Here is a 16,971-nt window from a genome sequence, read left to right as displayed (position 1 = left end):
ATGGCAGGTCCGCTCGGGAGCGGCAACCGGGATATTCGTGGACTCTCCGGGCCCAATGGCAGTACATTGCCGGAATGAAAGTGACACCGCATACCCCGCTGCCATGGGGCGCCATCGACACCGTGCTGCTCGATCTCGACGGCACGCTGCTCGACCTGCACTTCGACAATCATTTCTTCCTCGAACACCTCCCGCGGCGGCTGGCCGATCACTGGGATCTGCCCGACCACGAGGCCCGAACCGAGCTGCGTCGCCGCTATGAGCGGGTCGCCGGGACGCTCGACTGGTACTGCCTCGACTACTGGCAGCGCGAACTCGAACTGGATCTGGTCGCGCTCAAACGCGAGATCGGCCACCTGGTGAATTGGCGCCCGCACGCACCCGCGTTCCTCGACGCCCTCGGCACAGCCGGCAAGCGCCGCGTGCTGGCGACCAACGCGCATCCGGGCAGCATGGGATTCAAGTTCGAACGGTTGCCGCTCGGGGGCCGGTTCGAGGCCCGCTACACATCGCACGATTTCGGGGTGCCGAAGGAGGACGCCGCGTTCTGGGATCGACTGCACCAGCGCGAAGGATTCCAGCCCGAGCGGACCCTGTTCATCGACGACAACCCGAACGTGCTCACGGCCGCCCGCGAGTGGGGCATCGGTCACCTGATCGGGATCCGCCAACCGGACAGCACGGCGCCGCCGAACCGGCTCGAGGGCTTTCCGGCCGTCGATCACCTGGACGTGCTGCTGCCCGACGCCCCCGATCTTCGCCAGGCATCGGGCTGACGGCGGCGCCCTCAGCCACCCCCCGGCAGCGTCAGGCGGCCAGTGCGCCGCACGCGGAACCCGTCGCCCTCGCGCTGCGCCGCCAGACCGAGTGTTTCGCGCAGTCCATCGGGGGCACTCGCGGTCGGTGTCAGCCGCAGATCGAGCCGGTATTCGCCATCGGGCTGCAGATTGGCCACGCCCCCGATATCAAGCGCGCCCCCCTCACTATCGAGTTCGATGGCGTAACCATCTCCATTCCCCGCCGGCTCGATGCTGGCGCGCACCATCCCGAGATCGAGGTCGAACGGCGCGCTGAGCGCGGCCTCACTCCATTGCATCCGGCCCTCGAGACGTTCGATCCGACCGTCAGCGAGCGTCGCCGCTTCCACGCGCACCAGCAGTTGTCCGGCGGGTTCGACCGGCAGTCGGGGCAGCAGATCACCGAGGCCCGCGGCGGGTCCGCGCAGGGTGAGGCCGTCCGCATCGATCCGGCCCCCGCCGCTGGCGAGATACCCGCTGCCTTCGAGGCCCGCGAACCGGAAACGCGTATCCGCTGCCAGCCGCCCGCGCAGGAGCTGCCATCCGGACAGATCCCATACCGCGCCCGTGACCGGTGCCGGGCCGCCCGTGTCGATGCGCGCCGCGCGCCCCTGCCAGAGGGTGCCACTGACGCCCGCCGCCGTAACGCCTTCCGGTGCGAACCAGTCGATTGCACGGGCGGCCGGAAGCCCGGCGGCAAGACCCGACAGCCACGCGAGCAGCGCCACCCCGACGAACAGCGCGATCCGCTTCTTCATGTGCCCGGCCGCTCGAACGTGAGCTGGGCGGACACCTGCCCGGAGGTTTCCAGGCGCCGGATCCGCGCCCGGGTTACCCACAACCCGCTCTCGGAGCGCAACCGCCCGACGATGCGCACCAGCGGATCGAACGGTACCGCCTCGAACTCCAGGCGGGCACCGCCATCGCCCACCGGTTCCAGCCGCCGGGGCTCCGGCAGACCGGCGCCACGCAGGGCGGTATCGATCGCGAGGTACGGCGGCCGGGTATCGCCGTCGGCACTCAGGTCGGCGCCGCCGGCGCGCAGCTCCGCGACCTCGGCGGCGGCATCGCGCATCCATTCCAGTTGCTGCGTCAGGGTCTCGACGCGGCGCTCGCGTTCGGCAAACGCCCCGATAACCGGTTCCACCACGAGCAGATAGGCCAGCACCAGCAGCAGCACGCCGCCGCCGCCGAGGACGGTCCGGCGCTCGCGCGGCGCCAGCGACTCAAACCAGGCCTTCATGCGCCGCCCTCCGTGACGGAAATGCGCCCATCGATGCCGTCGTCGCCCCGATCGGCGCCCCGCAGTTCGGCAGCGAGGCCGACCTCCGTGAAGCCACGCTGGATCCGGTCCAGCACCTGCAGATCGTCCGCGGCGACCTTGAGTTCCAGCGTATCGCCGCGCCAGGTCAAACCGGTCAAGCGCGCACCTGAGCCCTCGGCCAACACGCCCCCGGCGCGCGCGAGCAGTTCCGCGAAGCCGGACCCGCTGCCGCCATCACCGCGCAGCGAGCGCAGGCGCGCCGCCATCTGGGCCCGCGGGTCCTGCACCTGCTGCACATCGGGGAAGGTCTGCTGGAAGGTCGCCTGCATGCGCTCGCGCAGTTGGGTTTCACGCGTGCCGAGGGCGGCGTACTCGAGCGCGAGGTCGATACCGACCACCATCAGCAGCGCGGCACCGATCAGCGCCGGGAGCCGCCAGCGACGGAGTTGTCGACCGGCCCGTTCGCGCCGGCTGTATGCGCCCTGCAGCAACTCGATGCCGCCCGTGCCGGTAAAGGCCGCGGACGGATCGTCGATCGGTTCGGGCGCACCGAGGACCGGCGCGAGCTCCGCCGGCCACTCGGCGTTCGCAGCGCCCAGGCGACGGATTCTCGAAGGCTTGTCGCAGGCACCGGCGACCAGCGCGAGCATCCCGGGCTCGCAGGTGAAGCCGCCATCATCCGCGGTGCGCACGGTGATGGATCCGGCCTCCTCCAGCGCGACCCATTCCTGCGCCTCCGGGCGGGGCAATGCGAGGGGCTCGGGGCGCACGGATACCGGCTGGATGCCGGCTTTCGCGCAGCGCTCCAGCCAGGCATCCAGCGTCCGCCGGGCAACGACCGCGACGGACCATTCGCCCGTATCGTGATGTCTACCCAGCGCGAAATGGAGCGACTCGACATCATCGACCAGGCGGTCCTCGAGGGCCCATGGGATCGCGGCGCGTGCCCGGGCGGACTGTGTCACCGGGACGGCGACCCGCGTGATGAGCACGTCCGCTCCCGGCACCAGCAGATGCACACGCCGGCCAGCGGCCGCCTCCGCGGCCGCGCTCAGCGATCCGTGACCACTCGCGGTGACGTCGTCGTCATGCCACAAGCAGTCGCCATCTTCTGCCGCCGGCAGGCGAACGATCAGATCACCCGCCATGGCGCCTCCAGCGTCCAGCGGAGCCCGCACGGTGCGGATCGCGCGTGGCGCCCGCGGCATTGCCACAACCGCCTGCCCGCCACCGGGCAATGCCATCGTTCCTGATGCGCGCGTAAGCCGCCGCCATTGCCGTCGCCATGCAGTCAGTGGGGTGTCCGGGACCGCCGGAGCACGCGGGAGGCGCCATTATCGTTGCGGGCGAGCCAACTATAAAGCCTGTACTCGATCGCACCGATCTGCACGTCGACCTGCACACGGAAATACGACGTGCCGATGGCGAGCGATCCGCCGACGCCCCCCGGCGGCCCGTCGGCATCGGTTCCATCTTCGCTGCCCTGGCGGCTCGCCTGTCGGACCAGCGGGTGCTCGCGGAATGCGTCTACGCTTTCGAACGGCTCCTCCGCCGCCAGCTCGACCAGCTGATCCGCCTCGCCCTCACCAAGACCCGGTACGATCATGCGCAGCACGGCCGGTGTCGCCGTATTGACGTTGATGGCGGTGGCCTCCGGGAGCGCGGTCACGTGCGGCGCCAGCCGCCGCCACGCCGCGGCGTCGATGCCACGGATCAGCCGCAGTTCACTGGCCGCTGCAACGGGCTGATTGGCGGTCTGATACGGATCCTCCAGTGTGGCGTAGAAATCGTCCTCCGCACCGCCGGGATACGTGGTCTCGCTGTTCGCATCGAGCCAGTCGATCACGGCCTGAGCGATCTCCCGGTCCAGCTCGAGGATATCCAGCAGCCGCTCGAACCGCCCGATGGCGGTCGCATCCACCCGGTCACCCGCGATCAGGCTGTTGATATTGAAGCGCCCCTGGGCATCGATAATCCGCCCGGTGACCTGACCTCCTTCGATCGGGATCGGCGGCAGTTGCTGCGCCCAGATCTCGTCCCGGCTGTCGATTTCCGGATCCCGCTCCGCGTCGTCGCCGGCGGTGGTCCCGGTCTCGCCGCGCCGGTCACGCGCGAGGATGCCCATCGCCCAGGACTCGCCGCCGAGGGCGATCTGATGGGCCTGTGTAAGGGCGATCCGGTTACCCGTGCGGCGGACATCGAACTGGTGGTCGCCGGTCATCGAGGCCGCCGCGGCCGTGGCGAGGGCCACCACGAACAGCACGGTGATGAGCGCGACGCCGCGCTCGCGCGAGGGCAGCGCAGGCCGCGGTCGGTTGCATGGACCCGGCCTCATTCCTGCCCCTCCTGAGCGGCATCGGCGGGCACGGGCGGGCGGGAGGCAGCGCCCCGCGGCAAAGCCACCAGACGACGGACCTCGCCCCAGTCCGCGAGTTCCAGCGTCACCTCGACGGCGCGCGGGAGGGTCGCCGCGGCATCCGGCGCGTTCAGGGGCGGCCAGCGCGGCGACCACTCGCCCTCGGTATCCCGGAAACGCAGCTCGACGCCGTCGACCCGCTCGAGCAGCCGCCGCCGGACCGGTTCGACCTGGTCCGGGGCATCCGGCCGGGCGCGGGTCTGGCGCACGAGTTCGCGCTCGTCGAGCAACCATTCCACGCGTGCGAGCGTGCTGCGCGGCAACCGGGCGGGATTGGGCCAGCCGCCGCGGGTCACGGCGAGCAGCGGGTCGATATCGGGGCCGGGGGCATACAGCGGCGCGCGTGCCCGCGGCTGCACGTTGCGTACGGGGCGGTCGGTGGCCTGGGCCAGATCATCGACGAAGGTATCGACCGCATACTGGACGGCGGCGAGGCGCTCCGACTGCGCCCGTGTCGCCTCGCGCGCCTCCAGCACCGAAAACAGCCCCGTGTAGGCGGCCGCACCGATCACCGTAAAGATCGCCAGCGCCACCAGCAGTTCCAGCAGGGTGAAGCCGCGCGGGGTCATGGGCCGTCACCCGCGTCCGCGATCACGCCGGGGACCGGCGCGAATCCGGTCATCCGCGCGACCGGCTCGCCGTCTTCGTCCAGGCGCACCGCGACCTCGATACGGCGCACGGTATCGTCCTCCGTCGCGCTCACCTCCGCCTCCCAGAACCACGTGCGCCGGGTCATCTCGACCTCGCCATCGCGCGTGCCGGTGCTGATCTCTTCCGGGTCCAGGCGGATCGCGGTAATCCGGTCCGCCGCGATCCAGCTCGCGAGGGTGCGGTCGCGCAGGTAGTCCAGATTCTGCGCCCGATGGGTGCCCGACTGCACCAGCACGGTCATGGCGACCGCGAACACGAACAGCGCGACCAACACCTCAATCAGCGTGAAACCGCGTGCCAGCGCGGTGCGGCGTGGGCGCATCAGAACCGCTCTTCCGCCAGCGTCAGCCACTGCTCGTCACCGGGCTGGATGCGGTACTCGGTGTCGGTGTCTTCGGACAGGATGCGGATGGTGAAATCCGGCACGATCTCGCCGCCGGCGAGGAAGAAGATCTGCGGGCGCACCGCCTCCTCCTCGTCGTCCCCATCGTCGCCGTTTTCTCCCGCGGCCGTTTCATCATCACCGAAGAGCTCGACTTCGAGACCGTCGATTTCGACGTCGATGGCGACGGCCTCCGGCAGCTCGTGCGGATCGAGCAGACCGCCCTGTTCCAGCATCCGCCATTGCCCCTCGCCGATGCCGTAGAACAGGTACCCATCGCGCTCGAAACGCACGCCAAGCGAGCGCGCCTGCATCACCGCTTCCTCGCGCGCGAGATCCATGCGCGCGAGGATCCGTCGGGCCTCTTCATGCTGGATATCGCGCGCCGACGGACCGCCCACGCTCAGCATCGCGAACGACACGAGCAGGCCGACCAGCAGGATGACGACCATCAGCTCGATCATCGTAAACCCGCGGGCGCACCGGATAGACGACGTCATCGCTGCGGCCGCGCGGATACCGGGGCGGTACCGGTGGGGGCCCATTCAGTTCCGGCCGTCGGTGTTCCAGTTGCCGATATCCGCGTTCTCGTCCTCCCCGCCCGGTGAGCCATCGGCGCCGAACGAATAGACATCGATCTCACCATGCTCGCCGGGATTGAGATACTGATAAGGATTCCCCCAGGGGTCGCGTGGCAGCTGGCGCAGGTAACCGCCCTCCTTGTAATTCTTCGGTTCCGGACCACCCGTCGGGCGCTCCACCAGCGCTTCCAGGCCCTGGTCCGTGGACGGGTAGCGGAAATTGTCGAGCTTGTAGAGATCGAGCGCGCTCTCGATGGCGCGGATATCCTGGGCGGCCTTGGCCCGGCGCGCCTTGGCCGGCTCATCCATGACGCGCGGCACGACGACCGCGGCCAGAATGGCGAGGATCGCCACCACCACCATGACCTCGATCAGGGTGAAACCGCCGCTCCAGCGGCGGTTACTGCGACTGAATAACATGGTTCGTTCCCTCGTTGCGGCGCCCGACGGCCAGGCCGGGGCGTCAGTAATCGAATATGCGAGCAGTCAAGAATAATACGTTGCGTAGACGCCGTCCGCCGGATCAATCGCTGTCTCTTTCGTACAGAACCGGCAGGAAGAATTCACTCACCAGCAGCGGCACCCCGCCGAGGCGGAACACCGCCCGCCGGCCCCAGACCGGCGCAGCCACGACCGGCGGCCGCGCGATCCCCGCCTGGCGCAGCGTCAAGCGGGCGATCTGGTACGGCTCGCGCCGGGCACTGCGGTCGGCGAACAACAGCGCGCCCAGCGGCCGCCGCCCCAGCCCCGCCAGGCGCTGCTGACGGCCGCGCAGGCTGGCCAGGGGGATGATGGTTCGCGCGACGACCAGCGGCCGTGCACCACAGCACAGTGCGATTTCGCGCACGAGCGCGCGACCACCGGGAGGAATCCCCAGCAGCGCGGCCTCGTCACGCCGGGGCGGCGCGACCCGCTGGCGCAGGATGCGCAGACGGAAGCCATCCGGACAGCGGGCGCGGACGTGGGCGGTCAGCGACCCGCCCGCAAAGAGCCAGGTGCGGACCGCTGCCGGCACACGTTCACGGTGCAGCCGGTCGGCACGATACCAGAATGGATTGCGGGTCGGCGTCATCCGCTTCGCTCGTTCCCGGGCTGCTCAGGCATCACCATAGCGCTCACCATCCGCCAGCCAGCGGGCGATCAGCAGATCCACCGCCGCGGTGTCCGCGGCCAGCACGGATTCGGCGCACTCGCGCACCCGCGGCAGCAGGCCGGCGTCGCGCATCGGTTCGGCGATACGGAAGCCGACGGCACCGGTCTGGCGCGTACCCAGGACTTCCCCGGGCCCGCGCAGTTCCAGGTCCTTCTCCGCGATCCGGAAACCGTCACTCGTCTCGCGCAGCGTGCCGAGGCGGGCCCGGGCCGTTTCCGACAGGGGGCCGTCGTACAGCAGCACGCAGAGACTGGCCTCCGCCCCACGGCCGACCCGGCCGCGCAGCTGGTGCAGTTGCGACAGGCCCAGGCGCTCGGAATTCTCGATCACCATCAGACTGGCGTTCGGCACGTCGACGCCGACCTCGATCACCGTGGTCGCCACCAGCAGATCGATCTCGCCCCGCTGGAAAGCGCCCATCACCGCTTCCTTGTCGGCGGCCTTGAGCCGGCCGTGGACCAGTCCTACCCGGAGCTCAGGTAACGCCTCGGCCAACGCGGCTTCCGTCTCGGCGGCGGCCTGGCCCGCCTGGGCCTCGGAGACCTCGATCAGCGTGCACACCCAATACGCCTGGTGCCCCTGGCTGCAGGCGGTGCCCACGCGCGCGACCACCTCGTCACGGCGCGCGGACGATACGGCGATGGTCTCCACCGGCTGACGTCCGGGCGGCAGTTCATCGATGACGGAACTGTCGAGATCCGCGTAGGCCGTCATCGCCAGCGTGCGCGGGATCGGCGTCGCGGTCATGATCAACTGGTGGGGTACCACACCGCCAGCCTGGCCCTTCTCGCGCAGCGCCAGGCGCTGATGCACGCCAAAGCGGTGCTGTTCGTCGATGACCGCCAGCCCGAGGCGGGCGAATGCGACCTCCTCCTGAAACAGTGCGTGCGTGCCGATCGCCACACCGGTCTCACCGCTCGCGATCGCCTCGGATTCACGTCGGCGCGCGCCGGCGGCCAGCCGTCCCGTCAGCCAGCCGACCCGGATACCGAGCGGTTCCAGCCATGCCGCGAAGCTGCGGTAATGCTGCTCGGCCAGCACCTCGGTGGGCGCCATCACGGCCGCCTGGTACCCGGCCTCGATGCACTGCAGCGCGGCCAGCGCGGCGACCACCGTCTTGCCGGAACCGACATCCCCCTGGACCAGCCGCAGCATCGGATACGGCTGTTGCAGGTCGGCATCCACTTCACGGACGACGCGCTCCTGGGCCCCCGTCAGCGCGAACGGGAGCGCGCCGCGCAGGGCGCCGGACAGTTCGCCATCGCCCACCAGTGACGGTGCGGAACGCGCCCGCGCCCGCTGGCGCAGCCGCAGCAGACTCAGATGATGTGCGAGCAGTTCCTCGAACGCGAGGCGCCGACAGGCCGGATGACTGCCCGCGAGCAGCGCCGCGGTATCGACATCGGGTGGCGGGCGGTGGACGGTCACCAGGGCCGTATGCAGCGGTGGCAGACCATCCGGGGCGAAATCGACCAGCGGATCCGCCAGTGCCACGCCGCGGCCGAGCCGCTCCAGCGCCGCCGTGGTCACGCGGCGCAGCGTCGCCTGGCCGACCCCTTCGGTCGCCGGGTAGACCGGGGTCAGGGCATTCTCGACCGCGGGCGCCGCATCGGGACCGAGCAGTCGGTACTCCGGATGCGCGATCTCCAGGCCCGCCGGCCCGTGCCGGACCTCGCCATAGAGTGCGATGCGCGCGCCATGGACCAGCTGCTTGCGCTGGCGGTCGGCGAAGTGAAACCAGCGCAGCGTGAGGCCGCCGGTCCCGTCGTGGACGCGCGCGACCAGAGCGCGCCGGCGCCCGTGGACAATACTCGCGTGCTCGACCGTTGCATCGACCACGGCCTCATCGCCTGGCCGCAGCTCACCGATCCGGCGCACGCGGGTCCGGTCCTGGTAGCGCAGCGGCAGGTGGAACAGCACATCCGCAACGGTCGCGAGGCCGAGCCGCGCGAGACGCTCGGCCAGGCGCTCACCCACCCCGGGCAGCGCCGTGACCGGCGTCGTCTCGGCCGGGCTCGTTGCGGCCTCGGCCACGGACTCAGTCGGCGAGCGAGACGATCGCGTCCACCTCGACCGGCACGCCCTTCGGCAACGCCGCCACGCCGACGACGGCGCGCGCCGGGTAGGGCTCGTCGAAGAACTCGCCCAGGACCTCGTTCACGATCGGGAAATTGCCGAGGTCGGTCAGATAGACGTTGAGCTTGATGACCTGATCAAGCCGGGCGCCGGCGGCCTCGGTGACGGCCTGGACGTTCGCGAAAACCCGGCGGATCTTCGCATTGATGTCGCCATCATCGATTTCCATGGTCTCCGGCACCAGCGGGATCTGGCCCGATACGTACACGGTATCGCCGGTCACCACGGCCTGGGAATACGCCCCGATCGCCGCGGGCGCGGCATCGGTCTGAATCACGCGTCGGGTCATGTCGAACTCCGGATCAAAGGGCTAGCGCGGATGCGCGAGTGTACAAAGCACACGCCCCGCTGGCGAGGCCTCTCGTGCTTCGTGCGGAGGCTGTTAAGAACCACGAATGAACACGAATGCACACGAATGGCTGCCGCAGGGCCCCGTGAGATTATCGGAGCTTCGCTGAGAGGCTGGTGGTCCCGACGCCGGGATTAAGAACCACAGATGAACACAGATGGACACAGATAAAGTCAAAGGCGGTCGATGGCAGACAGCGATGGCGTGATCTCACGCCATCGCAGGTTTTGACCTTATCCGTGTTCATCTGTGTCTATCTGTGGTTCCGAACGAGACCCCATTGCCACAGACACTCCAGCGAAGCTCCCGGGCGCGGTAAATGCCCTGCGGCAGCATTCGTGTCCATTCGTGTTCATTCGTGGTTCGATTTTTTGCCCTGGCGATCGCGCTCGGTCGATCAGCGGGTTTCTCGGCGGACGCGCATGACGGCGGGGAGTTGGCGGAGGGTGCGGATGATTCGGGCGAGGTGGACGCGGTCGTGGACAGAGAGGACGAGGCGGAGCACGGAGGTCATGCGGTCGCGGTCCTCGAACTCCAGATGCTCGATGTTGGCATCCTGGTCGGAGATCAGCGTCGCCACACGCGCGAGAACGCCGCGGCGGTCCATCACCTCGACGGTGATGCAGGCGGAGAACTCACCATCGACGTCCGGCGCCCATTCGACCGGCAGCCACTTGTCCGGCCGCCGGCGGTAGTCGGCCACGTTGGAACAGGACGCGCGGTGAATGACCACGCCCTTGCCGGCGGACAGGAAGCCCTGGATGTTATCGCCGGGGATCGGGCGACAGCAGCGGGCGAACGACACGACCATGCTCTCGCCGCCCTCGAGCAGGACCGGCTCGACACCGGGCTTGTCGCGGTTTTCCTGGGTGGCCGCGGCACGATCCTCCGGCACCAGGCGCTTGACCACCTGACTCGGCAGGCGGTTGCCCAGCCCGACCTCGATCCACAGGTGATCGGCATCGCGGTAACCGAACTCGGTGAGGGTGCGCTGCATGCGATCGGGCTCGATGTCGTCGATCGTCATGCCGTAACGGTCCAGATGGCGCCGCACGAGCCGGCGGCCGAACTCGGTCGCCTCTTCGGTGGCCTGGTACTTGAGGTAGTGGCGAATCGCGCTGCGCGCCTTGGCGGTGACGACGAAGTTCAGCCACAGCGGGCTCGGCGTCGACCCGGGGGCGGTCACGACCTCGACCGTCTGGCCGGAATGCAGGGGCGTCGACAGCGGCGACAGGCGCCGGTCGATCTTGGCCGCGACACAGGTGTGACCGATCTGCGAGTGCACCGCGTACGCGAAATCGATGACCGTGGCCTGGGCCGGCAGCTTGTAGATGTCCCCCCGCGGCGAGAACACGTACATCTCGTCGGGGAACAGGTCCATCTTGACGTGTTCCAGGAATTCGACCGAGCTGCCGGTCGACTGCTGCATATCGAGCAGGCTGCGCAGCCACTCGCGCGCCGGCCCGTGCGTCTTGAGCGGGTGCTCGGAATCGTCGCCGCGCGACTTGTACAGCCAGTGCGCGGCGATGCCGGATTCGGCGAAGCGGTCCATGTCGGCGGTGCGGATCTGAACCTCGATAGGGATACTGTGCGGGCCGAACAGCGCCGTGTGCAGAGACTGGTACCCGTTGCCTTTCGGGATCGCGATGTAGTCCTTGAAGCGCCCGGGCACCGGCTTGTAGAGATTGTGCAGCAGGCCGAGCGTGCGATAGCAGGTATCGACGCTGTCGACGATTACCCGGATCGCGAACTTGTCGAACACCTCACTGAAAGAGAGGTGTTTCTCGCGCATCTTGCGATACATGCTGTAGAGCGGCTTCTCGCGTCCGATCACGCGCGCGTCGAGCCCCTCCTGATGCAGGCGCTCGGCCATCACGATCTCGATCTTCTGCATCAGCTCCTTGCGGTTGCCGCGCGCCCGCCGGACCGCCTCCGACAGGATGCGGTAGCGCATCGGATACAGGGCCGCGAAGCCCAGATCCTCGAGTTCGTGCTTGAGTGTATTGATGCCGAGCCGGTTGGCGATCGGCGCATAGATATCGAGCGTCTCGCGGGCGATGCGATGGCGTTTATGCACCGGCATGACGCCCAGGGTGCGCATGTTGTGCAGGCGATCGGCGAGCTTGATGAGGACGACGCGGATATCGTCGACCATCGCCAGCATCATCTTCTGGAAATTCGCGGCCTGCTGCTCCGCGCGCGAATTGAAACTGAGATGGGTCAGCTTGCTCAGGCCGTCGACCAGGCGGGCGACGGTCTCGCCGAAATCCGCCTCGATCCGTTCCCGCGGTACGCTCGTGTCCTCGAGGACGTCATGCAGCAGCGCGGCGACGATGCTGTCGGCGTCGAGCGAGAGTTCGGAGACGGTGCGGGCGACCGACAGGGGGTGGGTGATGTAGGCCTCGCCGGTCAGCCGCTGCTGGCCCTCGTGGGCCCGTGCACCGAAGGCGTAGGCGCGGCGGATGCGTTCCAGCGAGTCGGCGTCGAGGCGCGGTTCGAGCTCGGCGCAGAGGTCGTCGATCGTGTAGCGGTCTTCGGCGACCGGCGCCATACGGCGGCCGGCCATTTCCTGTTCGGCCACGCGGCGGGCGGACGGCGACATGCCTTCGGCCTCCGACCCGCGCGCCCCTGAAGGCGGGACGGCGCTCAGGTCTCTTCGGCGGATCCCTCGTCCGGGCGCTTGGCCTCGTCCGACGGCTGCTCCGCCTCCTCGGTGGATGCGGTCCCGGTGGCCGATGCCTCTTCCGTGCTCGCGGCGTCTCCCGCAGCGGCCTCGGCGGCCTCTTCCTCGATGGCCGCTTCCGGCGCGGAATCGGCTTCCGGCTCGTCGAGGACTTCACGGCCCACCAGGCCTTCCGCGATTTCGCGCAGGGCAATCACCGTCGGCTTGTCGTTCTCGCGCGGGACACGCGGCTCGGCGCCGAGCGACACCTGGCGGGCACGCCGCGAGGCGGTCAGCACGAGCTCAAAACGGTTATCAACGTTTTCCAGACAATCCTGAACGGTAATGCGGGCCATGCGCCCCTCCTCGTCACATCAGGCCGTACGGCGCGGACCGCACGGAACTTCCAACACTCACTAGACCTTCCGATTTTACCGGATGCCGTCCGCCGGCGCCAGCAGTTCGGCGATCAGATCCGCACAGCGGGCGGCCTGGCGGGGCCGGCGCACGCGACCGGCACGGACGATCGCGCGCAGGTCCGCCAGCGCCTCATCGAAATCGTCGTTGACGATCAGGTAATCGGCCTCCGTGTAGTGCGCCATCTCGTCGATCGCGGCCTCCATCCGGCGCTCGATCACCTCATCCGCATCCTGGCCGCGGGCGCGCAGGCGCTCGACCAGGGCATCGCGCGACGGCGGCAGCACGAAAATCGATACCGCCCCCGCGACCCGTTCCCGCACCTGGCGCGCACCCTGCCAGTCGATCTCGAGCAGCACGTCGCGCCCGCCCGCCAGCGTCTCTTCGACCACCCGCGCGGACGTGCCATAGCGGTTATCGAACACACGGGCGTGTTCCAGGAACTCGCCCTGCGCGATCATGCCGTCGAAGGCCGGATCATCGACGAAGAAATAGTCCACCCCGTCGGTCTCCCCTTCACGGCGCGGGCGGGTGGTATGCGAGATCGACAGCGTGAGCTGCTCGTCGTTGTCGAGCAGCGCACGGACAAGGCTCGTTTTGCCCGCCCCGGAGGGCGCGGAAAGGGTATACAGGCAGCCGCCGGTCACGCGGTCTCCATGAGCGGTTGTTCGGGATCACGGCAGGATAGCAAAGGCGGGCGGCCAACGCCCCCGCTGACTGGTCCGTCGAGGTGCTAATGGGCCATGCGGGAGCCGGCCGGATCGACGGGACCGATGACCGTGCCATGGATGCCCCGGTCGCGCTGTGCTAGCGTCGACCCGCGCTCAGCGCACACGAACGAAAATCCGGACGGGTAAGGAAGCTGCTGGAGTTCGATCGCGCGGGAAAGGAAAGATGGTCGGGGTGGCAGGATTTGAACCTGCGGCCCCTGCCTCCCGAAGGCAGTGCTCTACCAAGCTGAGCTACACCCCGACACCGGACACGACTGGCGCCGCGCCGAGCCGCGGAGTCTAACGCAAAGCGGAATCCGTCACAAACCCGCCGCCGGAGCGCGGACGGGTAACTGGAGGGGAGCAATGACAGTAAGACTGATCCACCGATCGGCCCTCGCCGCCGCGCTGCTGGCGGCCATCCCCGGCACCGCCAGTGCGGCGTCGTTCTACATCATCGAGTCGAGCGCCTCACGCCTCGGGAACGCCTTCGCCGGCACAGCATCGTCGGCCGACGACGCCAGCACCGTCTTCTTCAACGGCGCCGGCATGACACGGCTGAATGGACCTACCGCACAGCTGGGGGGGCACTTTATCCAGCCCGAAGCGGATTTTGAGAATCAGGGGTCAACGAACAACACCACAGGAATGCCACTATCAGGCAGCGATGGGAACACCGACGACTCCGCTCTCGTCCCAAATTTTTACTATTCGGCCCCCCTCAACGACACCGTGTCCGTCGGCCTCGGGATCAATGCACCCTTCGGCCTGACCAGTGAATACGACGATGACTGGGTCGGGCGCTATCATGCGACGAACAGCGAACTCGAAACCGTCAATATCAACCCGAGCGTTGCATTCCAGGCGACCGACCAGCTTTCCCTTGGCTTTGGCGTCAATTACCAATCAATCGACGCAACACTCGAAAATAAAGTTGACGCCTCGCAACAGGGAATCCAAGCCTTCGACGGAGATTCCCGGATAACGGGCGATGACCGAAGTTTCGGATTCGATCTCAGCATGCTCTACGAGTTCGACTCCGACACCCGCGTCGGCCTCTCTTGGCGGCAGGGCGTCGACTACACGCTGGAAGGCGAAGCCAATTTCGATCGCTCGCAGGCGTGCGACGCTGACCCCACTTGCAGCGCCGGCTTTGACGCCCTTGAGATGGCCCGGGAAGGTGACGTACGAGCTGAGATCGAACTGCCCGATATCATCACCTTGAGCGGAACACACGGTATCGGTGACAACTGGCGGGTGGATGCCGACATCGCCTGGTATGAATGGGAATCGATTCAGCAACTGCGAATCGTGCGGACTACTGGTGTACCGGTTTCCACACTTGACCTCGAGTACGAGAACACGTTCCGCTACTCGCTGGGCGGCACGTACACGGGGCTGGACTCGACCAAATTGCGGGCTGGCGTCGCCTACGACGAGAGCCCGATCTCCAGCCCCGAGACGACATCCCCACGGATTCCGGACGGGGACCGCACGTGGATCACGTTCGGCGCCAACTTCGAGCTCTCCGATACCGCCTCGATCGACGTCGGCTACGCCCACCTGTTCGTGGACGAGGTCAAGGTCAACAACACGGAACAGGGCAACACCCTGCGCGGCGAATTCGACCCGACGGTCGACATCCTCTCCGTGGCCGGCAACTGGCGCTTCTGATCCAACCCTCCCCGGGGCCGTGCTTCGGCCCCGGGGGTTTCAGCGACCGTTCCGGGACGCAGTGCGACCCACGTCACACCGTCATGACTTCCCCGCTTGACGGAACCGGGCCAGCCGCCAAGAATCGGGCCTCTGATCTCACGGAGGCCAACCATGACCCATCGTTCTGCCCGTCAGCGCTTTGGCGCCATCTGCTGTGCCCTGATGCTGCTGTTCGTAGCGACCGCCCCGGCCCACGCCGCGATGGTCGGCACCGATGAAGTCCTCGGCACCGTCGAGACCAGGGATCAACGCGCGGAGCTGGTCGCACTGGTCGAGCGCGAGGATGTCCGCGAGCAACTGGTCGAATACGGCGTCGATCCCGCCGATGCCGAAATGCGCATCCAGAACATGACCGACGCCGAGATCGCGCAGCTGCACGGCCGGATCGACGAACTCCCGGCCGGCAGCGCTTCGGTCGTGGGCGCTGCCCTCGTCGTGTTCATCGTGTTTGTCGTCACCGACGTCATCGGGGCAACCGACATCTTCCCGTTCATCCATCCGGTCAAGTAACCGACCGGACGGACAGCGCATGTCCACCGGCGCCGGCCGCATGCGGGCCGCACCGATCGCCCTGATCGGCGCGGCCCTGCTGCTGGCCGGCTGCGCCGCGCCGCAGACGGCACGGCTTGACCGCGACCCACCCCCCGACCTGCCGCCACGCGTCGAACTCGAAGAGGTCCCGTTCCACCCCCAGGAACGCTGGCAGTGCGGACCGGCGGCGCTGGCGACGGTACTCCCGCACACGACACGAGCCAGCGCACCATCCGATCTGGTCGACGAGGTCTATGTCCCGGCCCGCAAGGGCACACTGCGCAGCGAGATGCGCGCGGCGACCCGGGCGCGCGGTCTGGTGCCCTACCCGCTGGCGCCGGAGCTGACCGATCTGCTGCGCGAGATCGCATCCGGGCGCCCGGTACTGGTGATGCAGAACCTCGGGCTCGACTGGTTCCCGCGCTGGCACTACGCGGTGGCGGTCGGTTACGACCTGAATGAGCAGGAACTGATCCTTCGGTCCGGGACGACGCGCCGGCGGGTCACGGCGTTTACCGCCTTCGAGCGTACCTGGACGCGCGCGGACAAATGGGCACAGGTGGTCGTGCCACCGGATGAACCGCCGGCCACGGCGACGGCGCTGGAATGGCTCCGGGCCGTCCGCGAACTCGAAAGCACGGCGCAGGTCGCTGCGGCCCGCAAGGGCTACCGCGCCGCGACCCGGCGCTGGCCGGAGCAGACCGCCGCGTGGATGGCCCGGGGCAACGCCGCGTTCGCGGCGGACGATCCGGAGGCGGCCCGCGATGCCTTCCTGCAGGCGATCACCCTGGCGCCATCGGAAGCCCCGGGCTGGAACAACCTCGCTTATGCACTCGCGGCCACCGGCGACCAGGGCGCCGCCGTGCAGTCCGCCCAATGCGCAACCCGCCTGGCGCCGGACGCGCCCGGTCCACGCGATACCCTCAGGGAAATTCGCGCGCAAGGGGGCAACGTTCCGCCCGCTGAAGCCAGCCTTCCGCAGTGCCCGGTGCAATAGCCCAGCGGCCGCGAACCGCCGGGTTCCCTTCGACCACCCAACCCGCGACGACCGCAACCCACCCGCGCCCTTAAACGTAGGCCGGCTTGCGACCGAAGGGAGCCAGCCGGCAAACAAGGCCGCGACCAGCGCATCGACTTCATGCCGGCTGTTGCCTTCGGCAAAAGCCGGCCTACGTTCCCGGAGCCAACCAGCGCGCCTTGGCCCTT

17 protein-coding genes, 1 tRNA gene and 1 pseudogene are annotated in these 16,971 nt (G+C 68.4%); 4 read left to right on the top strand and 15 right to left on the bottom strand.

Features of this window, described 5'->3' with window-relative positions:
* The first annotated feature begins 74 nt into the window (after positions 1-74).
* Entirely contained in the window at positions 75-776 is a 702-nt protein-coding gene (yrfG, locus tag A0W70_RS03995; protein ID WP_070988329.1) for a GMP/IMP nucleotidase, read from the top strand.
* Between the two features lie 11 nt (positions 777-787).
* On the opposite strand, the gene A0W70_RS03990 is transcribed toward yrfG, so the two are convergent.
* The 15 genes and pseudogenes from A0W70_RS03990 to A0W70_RS03920 form a co-directional block, all read right to left on the bottom strand.
* On the bottom strand, positions 788-1,555 hold the full coding sequence (locus A0W70_RS03990; RefSeq protein ID WP_070988328.1) for a type II secretion system protein N: 768 nt from the start codon (positions 1,553-1,555) through the stop codon (positions 788-790).
* Entirely contained in the window at positions 1,552-2,040 is a 489-nt protein-coding gene (gene gspM, locus A0W70_RS03985; RefSeq protein WP_070988327.1) for a type II secretion system protein GspM, read from the bottom strand. Before gspM ends, A0W70_RS03990 begins: the two co-directional genes overlap by 4 nt.
* The gene (gene gspL / locus A0W70_RS03980; protein WP_175443064.1) at positions 2,037-3,209 is read right to left on the bottom strand and encodes a type II secretion system protein GspL; all 1,173 of its coding nucleotides are present in this window, start codon (positions 3,207-3,209) and stop codon (positions 2,037-2,039) included. The genes gspM and gspL overlap by 4 nt, the downstream gene beginning before the upstream one ends.
* A 143-nt stretch (positions 3,210-3,352) precedes the next feature.
* Complete coding sequence (gspK, locus tag A0W70_RS03975; RefSeq protein WP_070988325.1) at positions 3,353-4,396, bottom strand: type II secretion system minor pseudopilin GspK; 1,044 nt, start codon at positions 4,394-4,396, stop codon at positions 3,353-3,355.
* A complete protein-coding gene (gspJ, locus tag A0W70_RS03970) occupies positions 4,393-5,046 on the bottom strand; it encodes a type II secretion system minor pseudopilin GspJ (protein WP_070988324.1) in 654 nt (217 codons plus the stop codon). Before gspJ ends, gspK begins: the two co-directional genes overlap by 4 nt.
* Positions 5,043-5,450 carry a type II secretion system minor pseudopilin GspI gene (gene gspI, locus A0W70_RS03965; RefSeq protein WP_070988323.1) on the bottom strand — a complete coding sequence of 136 codons (408 nt, stop codon included), beginning with the start codon at positions 5,448-5,450 and terminating at the stop codon, positions 5,043-5,045. Before gspI ends, gspJ begins: the two co-directional genes overlap by 4 nt.
* Entirely contained in the window at positions 5,450-6,010 is a 561-nt protein-coding gene (gene gspH / locus A0W70_RS03960; RefSeq protein ID WP_281182034.1) for a type II secretion system minor pseudopilin GspH, read from the bottom strand. Before gspH ends, gspI begins: the two co-directional genes overlap by 1 nt.
* Before the next feature lie 45 nt (positions 6,011-6,055).
* Positions 6,056-6,511 carry a type II secretion system major pseudopilin GspG gene (gene gspG, locus A0W70_RS03955; protein WP_070988321.1) on the bottom strand — a complete coding sequence of 152 codons (456 nt, stop codon included), beginning with the start codon at positions 6,509-6,511 and terminating at the stop codon, positions 6,056-6,058.
* A gap of 103 nt (positions 6,512-6,614) precedes the next feature.
* Positions 6,615-7,163, bottom strand: coding sequence for a chorismate--pyruvate lyase family protein (locus A0W70_RS03950; RefSeq protein ID WP_070988320.1), 549 nt, complete (start codon positions 7,161-7,163; stop codon positions 6,615-6,617).
* Between the two features lie 24 nt (positions 7,164-7,187).
* Positions 7,188-9,278, bottom strand: coding sequence for an ATP-dependent DNA helicase RecG (gene recG, locus A0W70_RS03945; protein WP_070988319.1), 2,091 nt, complete (start codon positions 9,276-9,278; stop codon positions 7,188-7,190).
* A gap of 4 nt (positions 9,279-9,282) precedes the next feature.
* Positions 9,283-9,669, bottom strand: coding sequence for a Rid family detoxifying hydrolase (locus A0W70_RS03940; protein WP_070988318.1), 387 nt, complete (start codon positions 9,667-9,669; stop codon positions 9,283-9,285).
* Positions 9,670-10,126: 457 nt separating this feature from the next.
* A complete protein-coding gene (locus tag A0W70_RS03935) occupies positions 10,127-12,295 on the bottom strand; it encodes a RelA/SpoT family protein (protein ID WP_070988360.1) in 2,169 nt (722 codons plus the stop codon).
* Positions 12,296-12,552: 257 nt separating this feature from the next.
* Positions 12,553-12,747: pseudogene (gene rpoZ / locus A0W70_RS17305) on the bottom strand (DNA-directed RNA polymerase subunit omega); the annotation flags it as partial.
* A 75-nt stretch (positions 12,748-12,822) separates the two neighbouring features.
* Complete coding sequence (gene gmk, locus A0W70_RS03925) at positions 12,823-13,455, bottom strand: guanylate kinase (RefSeq protein ID WP_070988316.1); 633 nt, start codon at positions 13,453-13,455, stop codon at positions 12,823-12,825.
* A gap of 248 nt (positions 13,456-13,703) precedes the next feature.
* A tRNA-Pro gene (locus A0W70_RS03920) sits at positions 13,704-13,780 on the bottom strand.
* On the opposite strand from A0W70_RS03920, the gene A0W70_RS03915 reads away from it, so the two are divergent.
* The 3 genes from A0W70_RS03915 to A0W70_RS03905 all read left to right on the top strand — a co-directional run bounded on the left by A0W70_RS03915 (position 13,753) and on the right by A0W70_RS03905 (position 16,762).
* Complete coding sequence (locus tag A0W70_RS03915; RefSeq protein WP_139150708.1) at positions 13,753-15,192, top strand: OmpP1/FadL family transporter; 1,440 nt, start codon at positions 13,753-13,755, stop codon at positions 15,190-15,192. The genes A0W70_RS03920 and A0W70_RS03915 overlap by 28 nt on opposite strands.
* 153 nt (positions 15,193-15,345) lie before the next feature.
* Positions 15,346-15,744, top strand: coding sequence for a DUF6627 family protein (locus A0W70_RS03910; RefSeq protein ID WP_070988314.1), 399 nt, complete (start codon positions 15,346-15,348; stop codon positions 15,742-15,744).
* A gap of 19 nt (positions 15,745-15,763) precedes the next feature.
* Complete coding sequence (locus A0W70_RS03905; RefSeq protein ID WP_139150706.1) at positions 15,764-16,762, top strand: PA2778 family cysteine peptidase; 999 nt, start codon at positions 15,764-15,766, stop codon at positions 16,760-16,762.
* The last annotated feature ends 209 nt before the right edge of the window (positions 16,763-16,971 follow it).

It is taken from the genome of Halofilum ochraceum, assembly GCF_001614315.2.
In the GTDB taxonomy this organism is placed as follows: Bacteria; Pseudomonadota; Gammaproteobacteria; order XJ16; family Halofilaceae; genus Halofilum; species Halofilum ochraceum.
This window is presented reverse-complemented; position numbering and strand designations above follow the sequence as displayed.